Consider the following 20,997-nt stretch of genomic DNA (forward strand, 5'->3'; position numbering starts at 1 on the left):
GCGAAGTCTTCGGTTTCTCTGGAGGCGGCCGGCTCAGAGGCCGTCCGTCACCTCGGTGGGGGAGGTCTGCAACTGCGTCAGGCGTTCGTTGACCTGGGCCAGCACCTCGGCGGTCTCCGCGTTCAGCGACTTCATCGCCTTGCGGCGGGTGGCGCCGCTGTTGGCGTGCCACGCCAGTTCACCACGCATCCGCAGCGCCTGGGCCTGTCGTCGCCAACCGGTGGGCTCCACAGCTTGGGGGAAGGTCTCGGAGACGGCCTCGGCGGCCACCTCGATCGCGTTGAGCTTGGCCTCGAAGCGGAGCTTCGGGTTCTCCGAGTTCGTGGCCTCCTTCAGCTTGGCCACGGCACCGTCGATGCTCTCGGAGATCTGGGGGTTGTCGCGCAGCGCGGACAGCAGCGTGGCTGTCGCGGCGATGACGCCGGAGGCCGTGGTCACGATGAGGCGGATTTTGCTCATGCCGGACATTTTACGGTGGCGCCCCAACTGCCGGTTCCGGATCTTGTGGACGCGCGCTCGGCCCTGATCGACCCAGCGCCAAGTACGCTTCTCGGATGGCGAACGAGCAGCCCAGGCCCGACGACATCGGGCGCGACCAGGAACCGCCCCACAAGCGGCTGGACCGGCACTGGAACGAGCTTCTCCAGGAGTTGCGGGTCACGCAGGGGGGCGTGCAGATTCTCGCCGGCCTGCTCTACACGCTGCCGTTCCAGGCCCGGTTCGAGGCCGTCGACCAGGCGCAACGCTGGGTCTACCTCGGGGCCGTGTCGTTCGCCACGCTGAGCGCTGCGCTGCTGATCGCGCCGGTGGCCTTCCACCGGGCGCTGTTCCGCCGTCGGCTGCGGCAGAACCTCATCAGAGTCTCCGCGTTCGTCACCAAGCTGGGGTTGGCGCTGCTGGCGCTCTCCCTGACTTTGGTGTCGGCGCTGGTGTTCAGCGTCGTCGCGGGATGGGCGGCGGGCCTGATCAGCGGCGGCGTCGCCGCGGTCTTCTTCTTCGTCGTGTGGTTGATGCTGCCGCTCGGCTGGTCCCGCGGCTACCCGGAGAAGGAGGGGGAGCCCAAGGACTAGGCCAGCACCGTCTGGTCGTAGGAGTACATCGACGCCCGGTAGACGTGCATGCCGAATTCGACGGCGCGGTGCTGCTCGTCGTAGGCCGTGCGTTGCATCGTCAGGAGCGCGCTGCCGGCGGGTTCGTTCAGCAGCCGGCCCTCCTCCGCGGTGGCGAGCCTGGCGCCGATCTGCTGGTAACCGACGGTCACCTTGATGTCGCGCTCCCGCAGGCAGGCGTAGAAACCCTTCTCCTCGAGTTCCTCGCGGTTGGGGGCGATGGTGGCGGGCAGCCAGTTCTGCATCACGGCGAGCGGCTCGTCTCGGAGCATGCGTAGGCGCTTGAAGTAGACCACCTCCGCGCCGGGCTCGAGGTTGAGCGCGGCCGCGACCCCGGGCGTCGACGATTCCTGCAGCCACGACAGCACGGTGGTGCTGGGGTCCACGCCGGACTTCTCGAGGTCGTCGTTCAGCGAGGTCAGCGACATGGGGCGGTGCACGCGCATGGGGGTGACCTGGGTGCCGGCGCCCCGTCGACGCACGATGAGGCCGCGATTGGTGAGGGTCTCCATCGCGCGGCGGGCGGTGGGCCGCGAGACGCGGAGGCGGGCGGCCATCGAGACCTCGTCCTCCAGGCGGGTGCCGGGCGCGATCTCGCCCGTCTCGATGAGACTGGCGAGGGGTTCGGCGATCTGCGCGTGCAGTGGGACCGTGCTGTCGCGGTCGATGGTGATGTCCACTACGTATGGTTTGGTGCTCGGCATGGTGCGTCCGACCCTGCTTCCCGTGATTCCCCTGGGGCAGCCCGCCGTTGGGCTGGCTGGTGACAGTCTAGATGCACCGACGTATTAAGACGCGAATATGTGCTGATCTTTGTCCGGTGACATGAGCGCCCACGCGGCTGCGTCCACCGCCTCAGGGCCGTCATTGTCAGTTGGTGGCACCCACGGTGAAGTCGCCCCAGCGCTCGATCTGCCAGCCGTCCGCCGTCGAACCGTTCAGCACGATCCACTGGGTGTTCTTCAGCGGCGGTGCGTTGTCGAAGCCGAACTCCGGGTCCTGCCAGATCGCCCACACGCGCAGGGCGGCACCGTGGCTGACCAGCGCGACGTGGTCGTCGCCCGCCTGTTCCATCGCCGCGACGGCGTTGCTGAAGCGGGCCATGAACTCGCGGGCCGTCTCGCCACCCTCCAGGCCGATGTCCATGTTCTCCGGGTGCCAGGTGTTGAGGATCCCCACATACGCGGTCCAGTCGGTGTTCATCTCCTCGACGCCGGCCGCGATCTCATGGATGCCGTCGACGATGATGGGCTCCAGGCCCCTGGCCTCGGCCAACGGTGCGGCGGTCTGCTGCGCGCGGATCAGCGTGGACGCGTACAGCACGTCGATCTCTTCGTCGGCGATGGCCTCGACAAGGGCCTCGGCCTGCGCCAGGCCGGTCTCGTTCAGCGGCGCGCCCGGATGGGCGGTGTCGAGTTGACGGTTGACGTTGGAGTCGGTCTCCCCGTGACGGATCAGGATCAGGCGCATGACCCGAAGCCTAGCCAGCCTGGCAGTGACCCTGAAATTGCGGCGGCTGTCAGGGCAGCCGCGGGACGTCGCCCCGCAGGCCGGTGGAGGTGAGGATCGTGTCCGCCTGGCCGCCGCTGTGGGTGATGTGGTGCTCGTCGTGCACCGTCAGTTGCGTGCGGTGGTGCCGCAGCGCCGTGGCGACGCGGGGGCGGTAGCGCTCGAGCTCGACCCAGACGTCGGCCTTCGACCGGTCCGCTGTCAGGGAGGCGTAGGGGATGCCCAGCTCGTCGGCCGCAGCCTTGGTGAGGTGGTGCAGACGGACGTGGTCCGGGTGGCCGTAGCCGCCGTCGGCGTCGTAGCTGACGGCCAGGTCGGCGTTGGAGCGGCGCAGGAACGCGGCGATGTCGGCGACCGCCTCGGCATCGTTGGCCGCGAAGAGCGAGCGGTCGTCGGCGGTGTCGCCCGGGCCAGCGACCGTCTCGCTGATCCACTGCATCCCCGAGTCGAGGTAGCGGCGCGGCTCTCCCCCCGCCATGCGGGCGGGCGGCATCCCCAGATAGGCGTGCACGGCCACACCGAGTTCGTCGATCGCGCCGGCCAGTTCCGCCTCCCGGCGCCGTTCGAGTTCCGGCGTGCCGGCCAGGACGGACAGCGGGCCGGGCACCACGCCACCCATCTCACCGCGCGTGGCGGTGAGCAGGGAGACCCTGACCCCTTCGTCGGCCAGGTGGGCGATGAGGGCACCGGAGGCCAGAGTCTCGTCGTCGGGATGGGCGTGGACGAAGGTGACCCGCTTGACGCACCGTTCGGCCAGCACCCGGCGGTAGTTGTCGACGGTGTGCCGGGCCGTGTGCGCCCACGTCATCTTCTCCGCGCGCTCGCGGCCGGTGCGGCCGAGCTTCTCCCGCTCGGCCGCGTCGCGTAGCAGGGGGCGGAGGGCGGCGGCCCAGTCGTGCGGGTTGTGGGTGGGCAGCAGCAGACCGGTGTGGGTGTTGCAGATGGCCTCGGTCAGCCCCCCTGCGGCCGCCGCGAGAACGGGGATGCCGGAGGCCGACGCCTCCAACGCGACCAGGCCGAACGTTTCGGAGTGCGACGGGACGAGCAGCACGGAGGAGTGGCGCATGATCTGCGCGAAGGAGTCGCGGTCCTGGCCGGGCAGGAAGGTGACCCTGCTCTCCAACCCGAGCTCCGTCACCAACGAGTGGAGTTCGGCCTCGTAGGCGGCGAAATCCGCCGATACCTGGCCCACGACGACCAGGCTGGGCCGCTCGTCGGCCGGAAGGAGCGCCAGCGTGCGGATGGCGATGTCCGGCGCCTTGAGGGGCTGGAGCCGGGCGGCGAAGAGGAGGTAGCCCGGGTCCACACCGGGGGCGGGTGTCCAGGTGTCGCCCGGCGTGGCGGGGTGGAAGAGGTCGATGTCGACCCCGGGCTGCACGATCGCGACGCGCTCCGGGTCTGCCTGGCAACGGCCGATGACCACGGCGGCCTCGTGGTGCGAGACGGCCAGGATCAGGTCGGATTCCCGGGCGCACTGGACCTCGCCGTCGAGCCGCGCCGGCGACTCCGGCGGCTCGCCGTCGCGCAACGGGGAGTTGGGGTGCGCGGCGACGGAGTGGTAGGTCATCACGTGGGGGATGCCGGCCGCGCGGGCCAGGGGGATGGCCGCGACGCCGGACATCCAGTGGTGTGAGTGGACCAGGTCGAAGTGACCTGCGGCCAGGAGGGGTTCGAGGTTGCTGCGGAACGCGTCGATGTACTGGTCGATCTCGCTCTTGGGCAGCGACCGCGCAGGGCCGGCCGTCACGTGGTGCAGGATGATGCCGTCGTCCAGCGTGTCGACGTCGGGCTGGTCCGCCGACGAGCGGCGGGTGAAGAACTCGACGTCGACGCCCGTCGTCTCCTGCAGGGCCGTGGCGAGGGCGCGGATGAGCACGTTCATCCCCCCGGCATCCGCGGTGCCCGCCCGCTCGGCCGGTGAGGTGTGCATGGAGATGAAGGCGACCCGCATGGGCTGAGCCTACTGCCGGCGCGACCCCAGGTCCTCCGCGGCGGCGACCACCGCGTCGATCAGCGCGCGGTCCTGGGCCAGGTCCGGGGCCACGAAGCCGACGACGCGCGCTGCGGCCTCGGTGAGCTCACCGGCGGCCAGGGCGAGCACCACGTCCGCCTGAGCGTCCTTCACTGGGGCGCCGAGGCCCCGCAGATGCAGCAGCCAGGCGGCGACGGCCTTCACCGCAGCCACCGGCATCTCACCGCGGCCGCGCCACGCGCGCAGCGTCGGGGCGATCCGCACGGGCAGCTTCAGCGAGCCGTCGGAGGCGATCTGGGCCAGCAGGTGCCGGATGTTGGGGTTCTCGTAGCGCTCGACCAGGGCGCGGGCGTACTCCTCCCACGGCACCTGGAGGCCGGGTCCGGCCTCGTTCCACCACGCCAGCACCCACTCGCGCAGGACGGGGTGCGCGATGCCCTCGGCGACGGTTTCGACGCCCAGGATGGGGCCCGCGTACGCCAGCAGCGAGTGGGAACCGTTCAACATCCACAGCTTGCGCTGCTCGTAGGGCTCCACGTCGAGGACCAGTTGCGCACCGGCCGACTCCCAGTCGGGGCGGCCTGCGGGGAACTCGCCCGAGATGACCCATTCGGAGAACGGCTCGGTGGGAACGGGGGAGGCGTCGGAGTAACCCTGCGTCTCGGCCACGAGCCGGACCTCGGCCTCCGTCGTGGCCGGCGTGATGCGGTCCACCATGCAGGTGGCCCAGGCCACGTTCTCGTCCATCCACCCCACGAGAGTGGGGTCCACCTGATGGGCGGCGTCCCGCACGACCTGCCCGAAGGCGGTGCCGTTGTCGGGGATGTTGTCACAGGGCAGCACGGTGAGCGCGCCCGAGCCCGCGGCGCGGCGGCCCAGCAGGCCGGCCAGGATGCGCGCCGGGGGAGTGGAGATGGCCAGTCCGGCGATGGAGTCGACGGTCACCCGGCCCTCCTCCACCAGCGTCTTCAGCGCTGCGAGGTCGGCGGCCACGGCCTCATCGGCGACGTCGAGGGCCCCGGACGGGAGCCGGTAGTAGCCGGCCTCGGTCACCGTCGAGGTCACGACGGCGAGCTCGGGGGAGGCGAAGTAGTCCATCAGCGCGCGGAAGTCCGACGCCGGGTGCACGGCCACGACCGACGAGATGACCTCGAAGTGGTCGCCGTCGGCGCCCTGGGTGACCAGCGTGTAGAGCCCGTCCTGCGGGGTGAGCAGGTCCGACATCGTGGGCCGGCGCCCGGTGAAGGCCGCGATGCCCCATTCGGCGGCGTCCGAGGCGTGTTCGGTGTACCAGGCCTGGTGGGCGCGGGTGAAGTTGCCGAGGCCGAGGTGGACCATGCGGACGGGGGCGGCGGGGCGGCCGAAATCGGCGCGGGTGAGCGTGGTCACAGCTTGAACACCTTCTTGGGCTGGGTCGAGGTGAGGTCGACGATGGTTTCGAGGGCCTCGTCCATCGCCAGCCGATGTTCGGCGACGAGGTTGGCGAGGAAGGCGGAGTCGACGCGGCGCGAGACGTCGTGCCGGGCGGGGATGGAACAGAACGCTCGGGTGTCGTCGATGAAGCCGGAGGTCTTGGCGAAGCCGGCGTAGCCGGTGACGGAGCGGCGGAACCGCATGATGGCGTCGGCCTCGTCGATGAACCACCAGGGGGCGCCGACGAACAGGCCGCGGTACCAGCCGGCGAGCGGCGCGAGTTCGCGCGAGAACGCGGTCTCGTCCATGGTGAAGACCACCAGGTGGAAGCCCTCGGCGTTGCCGTAGGCGTCGAGCATGGGCTGCAGCGCACGGGTGAATTCGACAGCGTGGGGGACGTCCCCGCCCACGTCGGCGCCGAAGCGCTCGAAGGTCGCCGAGTCGTGGTTGCGGTGGACGGCCGGATGCAGGGTCATGACGAGCCCGTCGTCGACGGCGAGCCTGGCTTGGTCGTTGACCATGTGGCGCCGCAGGGCGTCACCGTCGGACGGGGTGATCGTCCCGGCCAGCGCCTCGCGGAAGAGCCGCTCGGCCTCGGCGTCGGAGAGGCGCTGGGTGCCGGCGTCGGCGTGCGAGTGGTCGGTGGAGACCGCCCCGTTGTCCTTGAAGAACTGGCGGCGCACCCGCATGGCTTCGACGTGCGCGGCGTACCCGTCGATCTCGACGTCGGTCACCGCCGCCAGGTTCTGCGTCAGCGTGCGCCAGGTGGGGCGCGCCGGCTCGAGGTACTGGTCCGGCCGGAACGTGGGCACGACGCGGCCTTCCCACGTGGGGTCCGCAGCGAGGCGCTGGTGGGCGTCGAGCGGGCTGCACGGGTCGTCGGTGGTGGCCATGGCCTCGATGTTGAACCGCTTGTACAGCGCGCGCGGCCGGTACTCGTCGCGCGTGAGGCAGCCGGCGATCTGGTCGTAGATCTCGTCAGCCGTCTCCGCGGAGGGCCGCACCTGGACGTCGAACACGTCGTGGAACTCGGACTCGAACCAGAACTGCACGGGGGTGCCGCGCAGCACCTTCCAGTTCTCGCACAGCTTCCGGAAGGCGCCGCGCGACTGCTCCTCGCTCAGCTCGGTGCCGACGGGGACACCCAGGTCCGCGAGGTCAACGCCGCCGGCGGCATGCAGCATCCGGTTGGTGTAGTGGTCGGGTGTCAGCAACAGCGACGTCGGGTCCGAGAACGGCTCGTCGTCGGCCAGCCATTCGGCGGGCACGTGCCCGTGGGGGGAGACGATCGGCGCATCGGCGACGGTTCGGTACAGCTCGCGCGCGATGTCGCGGGTGCCCGGGTCCGCCGGGAGGAGCCGGTCGGCGTGCGGGGCGAGGGGGGTGGGGGACATGGGTTCTACTTACCTTTCGGCGGTGAATACAGGGGGATGGGGCGGCACGATGCCGGTGGAGTCGCGCGCGATGAGATCCATCGGCACCACGATGGTCTCAATGGTGGGCGCGTTGCGGTGCTTGAGTTGGCTGAGCAGCGCGCGGGCGGCGCGGGCGCCGATGAGGCTGGGCTGCGGCGACACCGTCGTCAGGGTGGGAGTGGTGAGCACCGAGGAGATGGAGTTGTCGATGCCGACCACCGACACGTCCTGCGGCAGGCTCAGCCCGTAACTCTGCGCCGCCTTCATGAAGCCGATGGCCATGATGTCGTTGAAGGCGATGACGGCGGTGGTGGGATGCTCGCGCCACAGCTTGGCGGCTCTCACGCCGCCCTGGATCGATGGCGTGCATGGGCCCACCCGGCGCAACTGGAGGCTGAGTTCGTGGCACGCCTCCGTCGCTGCGCGCCAGCGCACACCGTTGGCCCACGACGCCTCCGGGCCGCCCAGATATGTGATCCGGGTGTGTCCCAGGCCTGCCAGGTGCTCGACTGCGCGCCGGATCCCGCGGGCGGAATCCGGCACCACCGACGGCAGACCCGCGATGATCCGATTGGTGGCCACCACCGGCATCCGCTTCACGATCTGCGTGATCGCCGAATCCGTGAGGCGGGAGGCCGACAACACCAGGCCGTCGAGCAGCGGTAGCACCGACTGGATTGCCTGGTACTCGGTGTGCCCGTCCTCCTGGGAGTCCATCAGCAGCACCGTGTAGCCGGCCTGCGCCGCCTCCTGCTGGAAGCCGCGCATGATGTGGGCGTAGACGGGGTTGGTGACGTCCGCCACGACCAGGCCGAGGGCCTTCTTCTCGACGCCCTGCTCCGGGTGCTGCACCGGTTTGGTGCGGTAGCCCAGCTTCGTGGCTGCGGCGTGGATCTGTTCGCTGGTCTCGGCGTTGACGCGGCCGGGCCTGGAGAACGCGCGCGACACCGTCGACGGCGACACCCCAGCCTCCAGCGCCACGTCGTAGATCGTGACCTGCTTGCGGCGCTTCTTCGGCTCACTCATGGTCGTCCTCCGGCCAGGGGGCCCCGGGGTGTAGACCCTGCGCCCAGGCGACTGCGTGGGCCCGCCCGAGCGCCACCCGCTCGGCCACGCCGAGGGCCTCAGCCAGCGCCTGCACGTCGACGAACTCGGCGGTGGCCTGCTGGATGGGACGGCCCTCCCCGTCGCCGGAGAGCTTGATCCGCACCTGGTGGCCATCGATGTCGACCGGTCGCCACGTCCGCTGCAGCACCCGGCGGTGCGACGGGTGGGCGATGCGCACCCCGATGGTCGACGTGTGCATGACAAGGGCTTCGACGACGGCGCCGGTGTCGGCCTTCGACGCCAACGCGGTCACGGTGTGGGCCGGGCGGCCCTTCTTCATGATGATGGGAGTGAGCCAGGCGTCGACGGCGCCCGCATCGAGCAGGCGGTCGAGGACCGCCGGCCAGAGCCGCGGGTCCAGGTCGTCGACATTGGCCGCGATCTCCTGCACCTCGAACGGCGTCTCGTCCTGCAGTGCGGTGCCGACGGCGGTGCCGAGCAGCACGCGCACCACACCGGGGCGGTCCCTGCGGACGCGGGTTCCGGCGCCGGTGCCCACGCCGTCGAGCGTCATGGCGGGCAGGGCCTCCACCTGGTTGCAGAGGGCGCGGATCAGCGCCATGCCGGTGGGGGTGGTCAGCTCGCCGGCCTCAGGCGGCCCACCGGCCTCGACCTGCCAGCCCCTCGCGAGTGCCACCACGGCGGGCGGCGGCACGGTGAGGAGCCCGTGCTGCGTGCGGACGGTGCCGGTGCCCACCGCGACGACGGAGCTGGAGGCGTCTCTCACGCCGAGGGTGCGGACGGCTTCGGCGACGCCCACGATGTCGCCGATGGAGTCGAGCGCGCCCACCTCGTGGAAGTGGACCTCCTCGACGGTGGTGCCGTGCACGGCCGCCTCGGCCTCGGCCAGGGGGCGGAACGCGGCGAGGGCGAGCTCGCGGGTGACGGCCGGGATGCCGTCGGCGGAGAGCAGGCGCTCGATGTCGCTCAGGTGTCGGGCGGGCGGGTCGGGCTCGTCGGCGATGACGTCGACCTTCAGCGCGTCGAACGGGCCGCGGCGTACCCGTCGGGTCTGGAGGTGCAGCTTCCCTGGGGCGACGAGGTCGAGGACCGCGGCGACCGAGCCGGCGTCGGCCCCGGCGTCGATGAGGGCCGCGAGCAGCATGTCGCCGGCGGCGCCCTGGGACGCGTCGATCCACAGGCGACGGGTGCGCTCCCGTGACGGGGCCACCCGGGTGGGCCGCACCCTCGTGCCGGAGGGGACGGAGTCACCGTCTGCGGTGGTCACGTGGGGATGGTGATGCCCGTGGTCATCGTGGCGGTGCGAGGGGTCATGCACGATGCCTCCCGGGCGCCGCGATCTGGGCAGCCAAGTGGCCCGCCCCGTAGCCGTTGTCGATGTTGACGACTCCCACGCCGGGGGCGCAGGAGTTCAACATGCTCAACAGCGCCGCGACTCCCTCGAACGCCGCCCCGTATCCCACCGAGGTCGGCACCGCGACGACGGGGCAGGCCACCAGACCGGCCACGACGGGCACCAGCGCGGCGTCCATCCCCGCGGCGAGCACGATGACGTCGGCCACGCGCAGTTCGTCGAGGCGGGCCAGGACGCGGGTCAGGCCCGCCACGCCGACGTCGATCACTTCGGTGACCTCGCGCCCGAGGTAGCGGGCGGTCAGCGCCGCCTCGCGGGCGACGGGCAGGTCCGAGGTGCCGGCGCACACGACGACGACGCGGCCGCCGCTGGGCGCCGGGGGTTCGCCCGGCCAGGCGGCGAGGGAGGCGGTGTCGTCGATGAAGACGCCGGGCAGCTCGTCGCGGATGGCGGTGAGCTGCTCGGGTGTGGCGCGGGTGAACAGGACGGTGCCCAGCTCCTGGTCGGTCTGCTCCGACTTCTCCCGCCACGCGCGGGCGATGGCGTGCACCTGGGCCAGTGTCTTGCCCATGCAGAACACGGCCTCCGGGTAGCCGCGGCGGCGGTAGCGGTCGAAGTCCAGGGTGGCGATGTCCATCACAGGGCCTCCGGGCGCCGGTTGAGCAGGGTGAGGGTGAAGTTCCCGGACTGGATGCCGCCCAGGTCGAGCGTGGCGTGCTGGAAACCCGCCGCCTTGACGCGGCTCAAAAGCTCCTGGCGCACGGCGGTGTCGGCGATGAGGTGGAACTCGTCCGCGGGCACCTCGATGCGGGCGATGCTGCCGTGGTGACGCACCCGGCAGTCGGAGAATCCCGCGGCGAGCACGGCGTCCTCCGCCAGGTCGATGGCCGCCAGCTTCTCGGCGCTGACCGGTTCCCCGTGCGGGATCCGGCTCGCGAGGCACGGGGCCGCGGGCTTCAGCGCGCTGGCCAGACCGAGTTCGACGGCGACCGCGCGGACGTCCGCCTTGCCGGCGCCGGCGTCGGCGAGGGGATGGAGGACGCGGTGCTCGGCGGCCGCGCGGCTGCCGGGACGGTCCGGCCGGGAGGCGTCGTCGGCGTTCTCGCCGTAGGCGATGGCGGTGAGTTGCAGTTCGTCGGCCACGCGGGTGTCCAGGACGGTGAAGAGCTCGTCCTTGCAGTGGTAGCAGCGGTCCACCGGGTTGGCTGCGTAGTCGGCGTTGGCGAGCTCGTTGGTGGCGACCTCCACCAGGGGCAGCCCGAGCTGCTCCGCCTGGCGGTGGGCCAGCCGTCGCTCCCGCTTGGCCAACGACGGCGACACGCCCAGCAGCAGCACCGTGTTCGCCTCGCCCACGGCGCGGGCGGTGAGGGCTGCCAGGACGGTGGAGTCGACTCCGCCCGAGTAGGCGACACCGACGCGGAGGCGGGGCGAGGAGTCTTCCGCTGCGTTCGCCCGCCCCTCGGTACCGCTCAGGACCGAGGCCGCGACCGCGTCGGCGACCCTTTGGAGGTCGGCCGACAGCGGGGCGTGGAGGTCGATGGGTTGCATGGCGGTCCTTCCCGTCAGTTGCCCTGCTCGGAGCGCAGCTGGTGCCAGCGCTTGCGCACGTCGTAGGCGGCCGACTTGGGCAGCCGGTCGCGGGTGAACATGCCCTTCTTGTTGCCACCCACGCGCATGATGCCGGGGGTGGTCTGGAAGTCGGCGAAGTTCCACATCTGCTCGCCGACCACCTCGGGGTAGTCGTCGAACACCCGGTGGAACATGGCGAGCATGTCCACCTGGTACTCCTCGGACCAAGGGCGGCGGTGGAAGTCGCGCAACCCGTTGAGGGTGTCGGGGCCGTATTCGGTGAACAGGATGGGCTTGCCGGGGGCGAGGGTGAGCCACCCGTCGAGTTCTTCGCGGAGGTGCTTCTCCGCGAGTTCGAGGTTGCCGTTGTCCCAGTACCAGCCGTAGTACCGGTTGAGCATGACGACGTCGTAGAGGTCTGCCACCTTCTCCTTGTCCGGCGTGGACAGCTGAACGTTGACGTAGCCGACGGGGCGGCTGGGGTCCGCGTCGCGGGTGGCGGCTACGAGCGGCTCGAAGTAGGCGCGGCTCGCGTCCGACCAGGTTTCGGGCTCGTTGGCGATCGACCACAGCACGACGCTGGGGTGGTTCTTGTCGCGCGCGATGAGCTCGCGGATGTGCGCCTCGTGGACGCGCCGGGTCTCGTCGTTGATGGTCTCGGGGGAGAACGTGGAGCGTGGCTTGCCGTCGCCGAAGATGCCGCCCGAGAGGCCCTGGTTCATGCCGACGGCGGCGGTCTCGTCGATGACGACGAAGCCCATCCGGTCGGCGTGGTCCATGACCTCCTCGGCGTACGGGTAGTGCGAGGTGCGGAAGGAGTTGGCGCCCTGCCAGGTCATGAGTTCGAAGTCGTGCACCATGAGCGCGTCGTCGTGGCCCTTGCCGCGCACCAGGTTGTCCTCATGCCGGCCGTAGCCGCGGAAGTAGAAGGGCCGGTCGTTGATGAGGAACTGCGAGTCCTTCACCTCGACGGTGCGGATGCCGAACGGCTGGGGGTAGACGTCCCTGCCGGCGGTGACCTCCAGCGTGTAGAGGTAGCCGCGGCCGGGTTCCCAGAGCTCGGCGTCCTCGACGCGGACCCGGCCGGCGGCGCCCGCTGCGCTGCCGACCTCCACGCCCGCGGCGTCCAGGACGCGCACCGACACCTGGGTGGTCGCCGCTTCCGCCGGTCCCTGAGTTGCATCCGCGACCTCGACGGCGTAGTCCACGACGCCGGCCCTGCCGTCGATCCGCGTGGTGATGGTCACGTCGGTCACCGCCAGTTGGGGGCGCGTGCAGAGCGACACACTGCGGTGCAGGCCGGCGTAGTTGTAGAAGTCGTGGAAGTAGTACTGGGTGGCGTTGCCCACCTCGTCCACGGACACGAAGCCCGGCGGGATGCTCTGCCAGCTGAGGCGGTTGTCGACGGCGACGGTGAGCCGGAACTGTCGCCCGGCGAGATCCGTGACGTCGGCCTCGAACGGCAGGTAGCCGCCCACGTGGGAGGCCACCTCGTCATCGTTGACCCAGACGCGGGCCTCGTGCGAGGCCGAGCCGAAGCGGAGGAACAACCGCTCGCCGTCCGCGAGGAGGGGCACCGTGACGGTGCGCTGGTACCAGACCCAGCCGACGTGGTCGCGGACCGCGGATTCGGTGGTGATGTCGTTGTACGACGCCGGCACCGGCATGGGGCGCGGCTGCTCCAGGGGCCCGGCGAACCAGCGCTGCTCGATGCCGCTGTTCTGCGTGTCGACCGAGAAGTCCCACACACCGTCGAGCGACGTGATGGTGCGGGAGAGGGAGGTACGGGCGCCCAACATGTGAGCTCCTTTGCTTGAGGGTCCGGGTCAGTGCCTCAATTCAACCCGCGGCAACTTTGCCTTCCCCCAGATTGCCATAAGTTGCAGTGGCCCGGTATGGCTCGGCGCATCCGACCCATTGTTGAATTGTCACGTTGGCTGGGGTGCAACAGACGGCAACTTTGAGGTGCCCAGCGGCTCGAATGAGACATTTACTTCATCAACCTATGGGAGCAGATCGGTGCGGTACCGAACTGCACTGGCCTCGGCAGCACGGGTGCTGCCTCGTCGAAGGAGACGGAAACAAATGTCCATCAGCACTCAGAACCGGACGGTTCGCCCCTTCGGGTGGCGCGACAAGATCGGCTACCTCTTCGGTGACTTCGGCAACGACTTCACCTTCATGCTCCAAATGATGTTCTTCATGGTGTTCTACACCGACGTGATGGGCATCAACCCGGCCCATGTTGGTCTGCTGTTCCTGCTGGCCCGCCTCCTCGACGCCTTCACCGATGTGGGCATGGGGCGCCTCGTCGACGTGCTGAAGCCCTCGTCGAGCGGCCGCTTCAAGCCGTGGATCCTCCGCATCGCCATCCCAGTCGCCCTGGCCGGCGCGATGATGTTCATGCCGTTCGCCGTCGATGCGAGCTACGCGGTGCGCGTGATCTACATGTGCGTCACCTACGTGGTGTGGGGCTCGGTCTTCTACACGATGATCAACATCCCCTACGGCTCCATGGCTGCGGTCATCTCCAACAATCCCGAGCACCGCGCGTCGCTGTCCGTGTTCCGCTCCGTGGGCGCCCAACTCGCCTTCCTCCTGATCTCGGCCGTGCTGCCCCAGGTTGTGTTCGTGCAGAACGCCAACGGCGTCGACCAGCTCGACCCCACCCGGATGGCGCTGGCCGCCGTCGCCTGTGCCATCGCCGCAGTCGCCTGCTACGCGCTGTGCTACTTCAACGTCGAGGAGCGCGTCCAGTCCATCCTCAAGCCCAAGGACCAGCAGGCCTCGTTCGGTCAGATGCTGGGCACCCTGACGAAGAACCGCCCCCTGATCGCCCTGGTCATCGGCGCCATCGTCTTCCTCATCGGCAACCAGATCGCCTCCACCACCACCGCGTACCTGTGGAAGGACTACTTCAACAACGGCGGCATGATGTCGACCGCGCAGATCGTCGCCATCGCCCCTGTCTTCATCATCGCGCTGGTCGCCACCCGCCTGGCCATGAAATTCGGCAAGAAGGAGATGATCGGCACCATGCTCGCCGTCTCCGGGCTGCTCTCGATCGTCATGTGGATCATGAAGATCTCGAACCCTTGGCTGTTCATCGCGCTGTTCTTCGTCCTGTCCATCGGCGTGGCGATGTACAACACCCTCGTCTGGGCGGTCATCACCGACGTCCTCGACTACCAGGAGATCAAGACCGGCGAACGCGACGACGGCACCGTGTACGCCATCTACAGCTGGAGCCGCAAGCTCGGCCAGGCCGCCGCCGGCTACGTCGTCGGCTGGGCCGTGGGCTCCATCGGCTACAGCTCCGAGGCCGCGCAGGCAGGGGTCCAGCAGTCGTTGGAGACCAAGAACGGCATCTACCTGCTGTTCCTGCTGGTGCCGGGCATCCTGTACCTGATCACCTCCGCCATCATGCTCTTCTGGTACCCGCTCGGCCGCAGGCAGGTCATGGACAACTTCCAGACGCTGCGGGCCCGCGCCGCCGCTGTGGAGCCCGATTCGGCTCAGTCGGTCGACCCGGCCGCCGCCGACGTCATCCCGGCCGCCAGCGGTGTGACCCACGGCGAGACCGGCGCCCGCCGCGGCAACATCGCCAACGATCCGCGCGAGTGACCTCTGTTCCCACGGCACGGCCCCCGCACTCCTGGTGCGGGGGCCGTTTCGTTGCTGTCCAGGTGTCCAACTCGACACAACGCTTCCGGAGCCCGCGTAGTGACGATTCTGGAACCGTCCCGGGTGCCACATCTGTCACTACGACGGGGGGTCGAGGTGACGTGTCGGTTATGTGACCGTCGGTCACCGGGCCGGCACGCAGCGGGCGCAGCGGGAGGGGAGGTCTGGCCAGCCGCCTTTCCAGAGCAGCGAGGCGACCTGTCCGGCCGCGCGGCAACTTTCGTACATGACGCCGTTCCAGCCGAAGCGCAGCGTCCGGCCGTCGTGGTGGACGGCGTTGTCGTTGTCTCTCAGCATGTCTTGCGAGCCGTCCGCATGGTCGCGCATCCCGTCGAGCTCGATGATGAGGTTGTACTCGCGGTAGTAGGCGTCCGCTCGGCCCGCCATGCGTTGCACCTGCCGCTCCGGGATGGGCAGCCCGTGGCGTAGGAGCACCTCGGTATGGAACCGCCACTCGAGCGCACTCTCGATTCCGCGGCCCGCCTGGCCGCACAGTTCGCGCAGGACAGCCCGGTGCCTGACCCCGGGTGTCGCCTCCAGTTGCTTGAGGACCCGCTCGGGGGTCGTCAGCCCTTTCGCCAGTGCCCGCGCGACTGCCGAGACGGCGTCGTTCTCCGTCGTCTCGTCCGCGATGTCCAGCAGCGTCACCTCGACGGTGGTCCGACGGAGGCTCAGCACACCGTGCCGGGTGGCGCGGCGGAACCGGATCTGCCATCGGTCGAGATCAAAGTCGGCCCGGGCCTTGGGCGCCCAGACGGTGACCTTCGACGGGGCGTCGCGCACCGCGTCGTGCAGGTGGCCCGAGGCGAGCCCGCCCACCACGGCCTCGCTGCCTCCGCGCAGCAGCCCCGCCCACGCTGCGGCCGCGAACGACGGTGGGCCAAGGAGGTGGAGACCGGGCGCAACCGGGGTTCACTCCTGCGCCATGCGCGCGATGATGCGTGCGGTCAGCCCGCCGTCGAGCAGTTGCCGGGTGCTGACGACCTGGGCCTGCTCGCGGATCTGCTTGAGGAGCGAGTCTGGGATGTTCTTGCGCGCATACACGGGCCCAGCTTGGGACTGGGTGTCGGGCGCTGGGAAGGGACCTGAGCAGACGGACAACAGCTGACTGGAAACGGACAACACCCGGTGGGCTTCGGACAACACTTCGAGCGTTGACAGCATTCCTCGACGACGTGGGTGGTGGCAGATCTGGCAGAACGGCTCAGGTCTCCGTCGGAGTGTCGGTTCTGGCACCGCTGACGGGCTGCGGGTTGTCTATGGCTGCGGTGGATGGCAGCAATGCGCGGACGAAGCGGGTGGCAGCGGCCGTTGGGCGCTCCGGGGTTGACGGTGCTGTCCGGACGGTGGCAGAAGTCGCAAGACGGCTCGACCCGCCGGCGTAGGGGCGGTTCCAGAACCGACTTCGGTGCGAAGTCTCGCACTACGCGACGTGTCCGGGCCGTAGTGCGGGATCTGGCCCCGCTCGTTCACCGAGGACCGCCCAGGTGGCCAGGCGGGCTCAGGTCTCGGCTACCTGCCGTGTTGGCTGCCTTGCTCAGCGTCACCATCCTGGGCCTGGGGCTCCGGTGGGTGACCGACGGCGACCTGAGCCGGTCTGGCACCACCCGTCGGCGGGCTGCGGGTTGTCTATTGCTGCGGTGGACGGCAGCAATGCGCAGACGACGCGGGTGCTGAAGGCCGATGCCCGCTCGATGGTTGGCGGTGCTGATGGGACGGTGGCAAGAGTCGCAAGACGGCTCGACCCGCCGTCGTAGTGTCGGTTCCAGCACCGACTTCGGTGCAAAATTTCGCACTAAGCGGCGCGCCTGCGCAGTACTGCGAGATCTGGCACCACGTCTTCGCGGGCCAGATCTGCCACCACCTCAGGCGGGGAGCTTGCCCCTCTGGCCCTCAGTCCGGTGCAGGAGTTCGCCGGCGTTGGGCACCACGAGCGTGTCCGGGTCTGCCGACATCGCCTCCAGCTCCACATCCGCCGGGTCCAGGTAGTTCAGCGAGATCTTCTCCACCACCTCCCGCGGTATGCCGGTGGCCAGGGTCACCGTCACGCGGTTGGTCTCGACCCCGGTGGCCGGGTCGTAGTCGCCCAGGCCGCGCAGGTGCGTCGAGTGCGCCAGCTCGCCCCACGGGTGGTCCTTGAACCGCTCCCACTGTCCGACGAAGTACTGCCGGTTGTGGTAGCCGATCTCCTCAATGCCCGGGTGCATCACGGACACGTCCTTGATGTGCGGGGCGTAGATGATCAGCTCGCCGCCGTCGGCGACGACGGGCTCCATCTTGTAGAAGCCCTTCGCGCCCGTCCACATGTCCTCGTACATCTGCGGGATCACGGAGACCACGCGCTTGTACGCCTTCGGCACGTATTTCACGTGCACCTGGCTGGACACCTCGGCGCAGGCCTCCCAGGAGGAGCGGGTGTCGCCGAAGGCCATGAACTGCAGGTCGTCGGAGCCGGGCTTGACGATCATGCCGAGCAGCAGCTTCGTCGACGGGACGAGCGCGGCCGCCGCGTCGATCATCTGCCGCACGGGGGTGATGCCGACGGATCCGATCATCTCGTAGCTGGTGATCAGGGCGCCCACCCAGTGGGACATGTCGATGACGTCGTGGCCGGAGAGTCCGGGGAAGAAGTACTTGTTGCCACCGGAGATGCCCACCACCTCGTGGGGAAGGACAGGGCCGAGCACCAGCGAGATGTCGGTGTCGACGACCATCTTGTTGACCAGCACCGTCATGTCGCGGTCAGTCAGGCGGCCGTCGGTCAGCTCGCCGATGCGCGCGGCCGGGATGGTGCCGAGGTGGGCGAAGGTGTCGTGGTTGCGCCAGTCGTGGTTGTGGATCTCCCAACCGGGGTAGGTCTCCTCGAACCGTCCCGGCGCCGAGCCCATGAGCCGGCCGATGGCCTCGTCGCCCATGTAGTCGTGGGTGCCCAGCGCGATGACCACGCGGACGTCCTTCGGGCGCTGGCCGAGGGCCTCGTGGATGACCTTGGCCACCATGTCGACGGGGGCGTGGCGCGTGCCGTCCGGCACGACGAGGGTGACGCGCTTGCCGTCGAAGTCGTAGCGACGCAGCTCATCGAGGACGAACGTGCGGATCTGCTCCTCGGTGAGGACCTGGTCTGGGCCTCCGACGGTTGCAGCGTCGGGCACTCCGGGATACAGCTTCGTCATGGGACCACCCTACGTCCGGCCGGTCGTCCCGCACCTGGGGCGCGGGACGGCTCAGCGGCTTCATTCATCGCTGGACACGCGCGTTGCCCTCCCAGATGGACCAAACCTGCGCCTCATCCATGGGGGAGCCGTAGTCGTTGAGGGACGTGGCAGCGAGGGCCCCCGTCGCCCAGCCGAACTGCATGCACTTCTCCGCGGGCCAACCGCGCAGCAGGCCGTGGAGGACGCCGCCGATAGAGCCGTCGCCGCCGCCGATGCGGTCGAGAACGTCGATGTCGCGGAGGTGGGCGACGTGGAACTCACCCTCGCCCCAGAGCACCATGCCCCAGCGGTGGTGGTTGGCGGAGATGACCTCGCGCAGCGACGTGCCGATGAACGAGGCGCGGGGGTACCGCTCGGAGATGCGGGCGATCATGGCCTTGAAGCTGCCGATCTCGTCGGCGATGTCCTCGCCGCCGGCCTCCGGGCCGGGAATGCCCAGGCACAGCTGGAAGTCCTCCTCATTGCCGTAGAGGATGTCGCAGAGCTGGGCGATCTCGTGGAAGGCCCTGTGCAGTTCGTCCTCGCGACCCTTCCAGAACGACGCCCGGAAGTTGAGGTCGAAGCTGATCGCCGTGCCGTGCTCGCGGGCCTTCTTGGCCAGCTCCACGCAGAACGTCGAGGTCTGGGGAGACAGCGCCGCCACCAGGCCGGACAGGTGCAGGATCTTCACGCCCTCGTCGCGGAACAGCTTGTCCAGGTCGTAGTCGGCGACCTTCAGGTCCAGTCCCACCTCGCCGGCGCGGTCGTTCCAGACGCGCGGCGCGCGGCCGCCGAACCCGGCGTCGGCGATGTTGAACTGGTGGCGGTTGCCCCAGGCGTCGCCCTGCGGCACCTCAGGGCCTTCGTAGGCCATGCCGCGGGCGCGCAGATCCGCCTTGATGAACGCCGAGATGGGGGAGCCGTCGACGAACCTGGTGAGCACCTTGACCGGCAGGCCAAGATGGGACGCCACGGAGGCGACGTTGGTCTCGGCCGAGGTGGCCTGCATCAGGTAGCGGCTCGAGGAGTGCACCGGCTGCCGGTTCTCCGGCGTGATCCGCACACCCATGGAGGTTGGCACCACAAGTGCCCACTTCGCATCTTCCCGTAGCTGCATGTCAGCTCACCACTTCCTGACGCTCGTCGGTTGCCCACAGGGTGTGGAAGCTGCCCTCGTCGTCGACGCGCTTGTAGGTGTGGGCGCCGAAGTAGTCGCGCTGACCCTGGATGAGCGCGGCGGGCAGGCGGGGGCTGCGCACCCCGTCGTAGTAGGACAGCGACGACGAGAAGACCGGGGCCGGCACGCCGTGGAGGGCCGAGAGGCTCACCACGCGGCGCCACGACGGGAGCGCGGCCACCACCTTGTCGTAGAAGTACTTGTCGCCGATGAGCAGCGGGAGATCCGGGTTGCCCTCGTAGGCGCGGGTGACCTCGCCGAGGAAGCGGGCCCGGATGATGCAGCCGGCGCGCCAGATGCGGGCCATGTCGCCGAGGCTGATGTCCCAGTCATATTCGGCGGCGGCGGCCTGGATCAGGTTGAAGCCCTGGCTGTAGGCCACCAGCTTCGACGCGTACAACGCCTGGCGGACGTCCTCGATGAAGGCGTCGCTGTCCTCGATGTACCAGCCGGCGGCCTCGGACGCGAAGCCGTGTGCGCCCTCGCGCTGGACGGGCGACGACGACAATCCGCGGGCGAAGGTCGCCTCACCGATGCCGGTGACGGGTACGCCCAGCGTCAGTGCGGTCTGGGTGGTCCAGGCGCCGGTGCCCTTCTGACCCGCCGCGTCGACGATGACGTCAACCAGCGGCGTGTCGGTGCGGGCGTCGACCTGGCGCAGCACCTCGACGGAGACCTCCATCAGGTAGGAATCGAGGTCGCCCTTGTTCCACTCCTCGAAGATGTCGGCGATCTCCGCGGGGCTGAGGCTGAGCGCGCGGCGGAGGAGGTCGTAGGCCTCGCCGATGACCTGCATGTCGGCGTACTCGATGCCGTTGTGGACCATCTTGACGAAGTGGCCGGCGCCGTCCGCGCCGACATGGGTGCAGCAGGGTTCGCCGTCGACATGTGCGGAGATGGATTCCAGCATGGGGCCGAGGCGACGGTAGGACTCCTCCGAGCCGCCGGGCATGATCGACGGGCCGAGCAGCGCTCCCTCCTCGCCGCCGGAGACGCCGCAGCCGACGAAGTGCAACCCGCGCTCGCGGAGCGCAGCCTCGCGGCGGCGGGTGTCCGAGAACAGGGCGTTGCCGCAGTCGACGATGATGTCGCCCTCGTCCATCCGGGAGGCGAGCTCCTCGATGACGGCGTCGGTGGCGGGGCCGGCCTGAACCATGATGATCGCGACGCGGGGCGACGTGAGGGAGGCCACGAAGTCGTCCATCGACTCGCCGGGGACGAACGTTCCCTCGTCGCCGTGTTGGGCCATCACGGCCTCGGTCTTGGCTGCGGTGCGGTTGTGGATGGCCACCCTGTGGCCGTGGCGGGCAAGGTTGCGCGCCAGGTTGGATCCCATGACGCCCATGCCGGTGACGCCGATGTCAGCGCTGGACGGGGTGGGGGTGGCGAGTGCCATCGGGTTCTCCTTCTACGTTGTGTGGCTCCAGCATGTCGCGAGGTGGTGGTGGCGCCGGAGGTGTTGCAGTAAGTTGCCACCGCCCGGCTCCGTGGGGATGGCGGGAGGCCTCGGGGGCCTGGGAAGGGAGCGGCGCT

18 protein-coding genes are annotated in these 20,997 nt (G+C 69.6%); 2 read left to right on the plus strand and 16 right to left on the minus strand.

Annotation, left to right across the window (positions count from 1 at the left end; translation table 11 throughout):
- Positions 1–33 precede the first annotated feature (33 nt).
- Positions 34–459 carry a hypothetical protein gene (locus H5393_RS00295; RefSeq protein WP_143570939.1) on the minus strand — a complete coding sequence of 142 codons (426 nt, stop codon included), beginning with the start codon at positions 457–459 and terminating at the stop codon, positions 34–36.
- 95 nt (positions 460–554) lie between these two features.
- Between H5393_RS00295 and H5393_RS00300 the strand changes: the two genes are divergently transcribed.
- Positions 555–1,070 (plus strand): DUF6328 family protein, encoded by a 516-nt coding sequence (locus H5393_RS00300; protein WP_182764173.1) that lies wholly within the window; start codon positions 555–557, stop codon positions 1,068–1,070.
- Here H5393_RS00300 and H5393_RS00305 read toward each other — a convergent pair.
- The 10 genes from H5393_RS00305 to uidA form a co-directional block, all read right to left on the minus strand.
- Positions 1,067–1,813 carry a GntR family transcriptional regulator gene (locus tag H5393_RS00305; RefSeq protein WP_182764172.1) on the minus strand — a complete coding sequence of 249 codons (747 nt, stop codon included), beginning with the start codon at positions 1,811–1,813 and terminating at the stop codon, positions 1,067–1,069. The genes H5393_RS00300 and H5393_RS00305 overlap by 4 nt on opposite strands.
- Positions 1,814–1,979: 166 nt before the next feature.
- Positions 1,980–2,579: a histidine phosphatase family protein gene (locus H5393_RS00310; protein WP_182764171.1), complete on the minus strand. Its 600-nt coding sequence runs from the start codon at positions 2,577–2,579 to the stop codon at positions 1,980–1,982.
- 49 nt (positions 2,580–2,628) lie between these two features.
- Positions 2,629–4,569 carry a glycosyltransferase gene (locus tag H5393_RS00315; RefSeq protein WP_182764170.1) on the minus strand — a complete coding sequence of 647 codons (1,941 nt, stop codon included), beginning with the start codon at positions 4,567–4,569 and terminating at the stop codon, positions 2,629–2,631.
- Between the two features lie 9 nt (positions 4,570–4,578).
- Positions 4,579–5,979: a mannitol dehydrogenase family protein gene (locus H5393_RS00320; RefSeq protein ID WP_245244008.1), complete on the minus strand. Its 1,401-nt coding sequence runs from the start codon at positions 5,977–5,979 to the stop codon at positions 4,579–4,581.
- Positions 5,976–7,397 carry a glucuronate isomerase gene (uxaC, locus tag H5393_RS00325; RefSeq protein WP_182764169.1) on the minus strand — a complete coding sequence of 474 codons (1,422 nt, stop codon included), beginning with the start codon at positions 7,395–7,397 and terminating at the stop codon, positions 5,976–5,978. The genes H5393_RS00320 and uxaC overlap by 4 nt, the downstream gene beginning before the upstream one ends.
- Positions 7,398–7,406: 9 nt before the next feature.
- Positions 7,407–8,444, minus strand: a complete 1,038-nt coding sequence (locus tag H5393_RS00330) for a LacI family DNA-binding transcriptional regulator (protein ID WP_182765074.1) — start codon at positions 8,442–8,444, stop codon at positions 7,407–7,409.
- Positions 8,437–9,753 (minus strand): nickel pincer cofactor biosynthesis protein LarC, encoded by a 1,317-nt coding sequence (gene larC / locus H5393_RS00335; protein WP_220488123.1) that lies wholly within the window; start codon positions 9,751–9,753, stop codon positions 8,437–8,439. The genes H5393_RS00330 and larC overlap by 8 nt, the downstream gene beginning before the upstream one ends.
- Before the next feature lie 43 nt (positions 9,754–9,796).
- Positions 9,797–10,477: a nickel pincer cofactor biosynthesis protein LarB gene (gene larB / locus H5393_RS00340; RefSeq protein ID WP_182765075.1), complete on the minus strand. Its 681-nt coding sequence runs from the start codon at positions 10,475–10,477 to the stop codon at positions 9,797–9,799.
- Entirely contained in the window at positions 10,477–11,388 is a 912-nt protein-coding gene (gene larE, locus H5393_RS00345; protein WP_182765076.1) for an ATP-dependent sacrificial sulfur transferase LarE, read from the minus strand. The genes larB and larE overlap by 1 nt, the downstream gene beginning before the upstream one ends.
- 14 nt (positions 11,389–11,402) lie before the next feature.
- A complete protein-coding gene (gene uidA, locus H5393_RS00350; protein WP_182765077.1) occupies positions 11,403–13,208 on the minus strand; it encodes a beta-glucuronidase in 1,806 nt (601 codons plus the stop codon).
- A gap of 286 nt (positions 13,209–13,494) precedes the next feature.
- Here uidA and H5393_RS00355 point away from each other — a divergent pair, with 286 nt between their 5' ends.
- Positions 13,495–15,033 (plus strand): MFS transporter, encoded by a 1,539-nt coding sequence (locus H5393_RS00355; RefSeq protein ID WP_182765078.1) that lies wholly within the window; start codon positions 13,495–13,497, stop codon positions 15,031–15,033.
- 183 nt (positions 15,034–15,216) lie between these two features.
- Here the strand turns inward: H5393_RS00355 and H5393_RS00360 are convergent, their stop codons facing one another.
- The 5 genes from H5393_RS00360 to gndA all read right to left on the minus strand — a co-directional run bounded on the left by H5393_RS00360 (position 15,217) and on the right by gndA (position 20,860).
- Complete coding sequence (locus H5393_RS00360; protein ID WP_220488124.1) at positions 15,217–15,912, minus strand: hypothetical protein; 696 nt, start codon at positions 15,910–15,912, stop codon at positions 15,217–15,219.
- A 93-nt stretch (positions 15,913–16,005) separates the two neighbouring features.
- Positions 16,006–16,137 carry a hypothetical protein gene (locus H5393_RS14360; protein WP_255436230.1) on the minus strand — a complete coding sequence of 44 codons (132 nt, stop codon included), beginning with the start codon at positions 16,135–16,137 and terminating at the stop codon, positions 16,006–16,008.
- An 821-nt stretch (positions 16,138–16,958) separates the two neighbouring features.
- Complete coding sequence (locus H5393_RS00365) at positions 16,959–18,266, minus strand: lactate racemase domain-containing protein (RefSeq protein ID WP_182765080.1); 1,308 nt, start codon at positions 18,264–18,266, stop codon at positions 16,959–16,961.
- 64 nt (positions 18,267–18,330) lie between these two features.
- Positions 18,331–19,368: a PfkB family carbohydrate kinase gene (locus H5393_RS00370; RefSeq protein ID WP_245244006.1), complete on the minus strand. Its 1,038-nt coding sequence runs from the start codon at positions 19,366–19,368 to the stop codon at positions 18,331–18,333.
- Positions 19,369–19,405: 37 nt separating this feature from the next.
- Complete coding sequence (gene gndA / locus H5393_RS00375) at positions 19,406–20,860, minus strand: NADP-dependent phosphogluconate dehydrogenase (RefSeq protein WP_182764160.1); 1,455 nt, start codon at positions 20,858–20,860, stop codon at positions 19,406–19,408.
- Positions 20,861–20,997 lie beyond the last annotated feature (137 nt).

It is taken from the genome of Tessaracoccus sp. MC1756 (genome assembly GCF_014164735.1).
In the GTDB taxonomy this organism is placed as follows: Bacteria; Actinomycetota; Actinomycetes; order Propionibacteriales; family Propionibacteriaceae; genus Arachnia.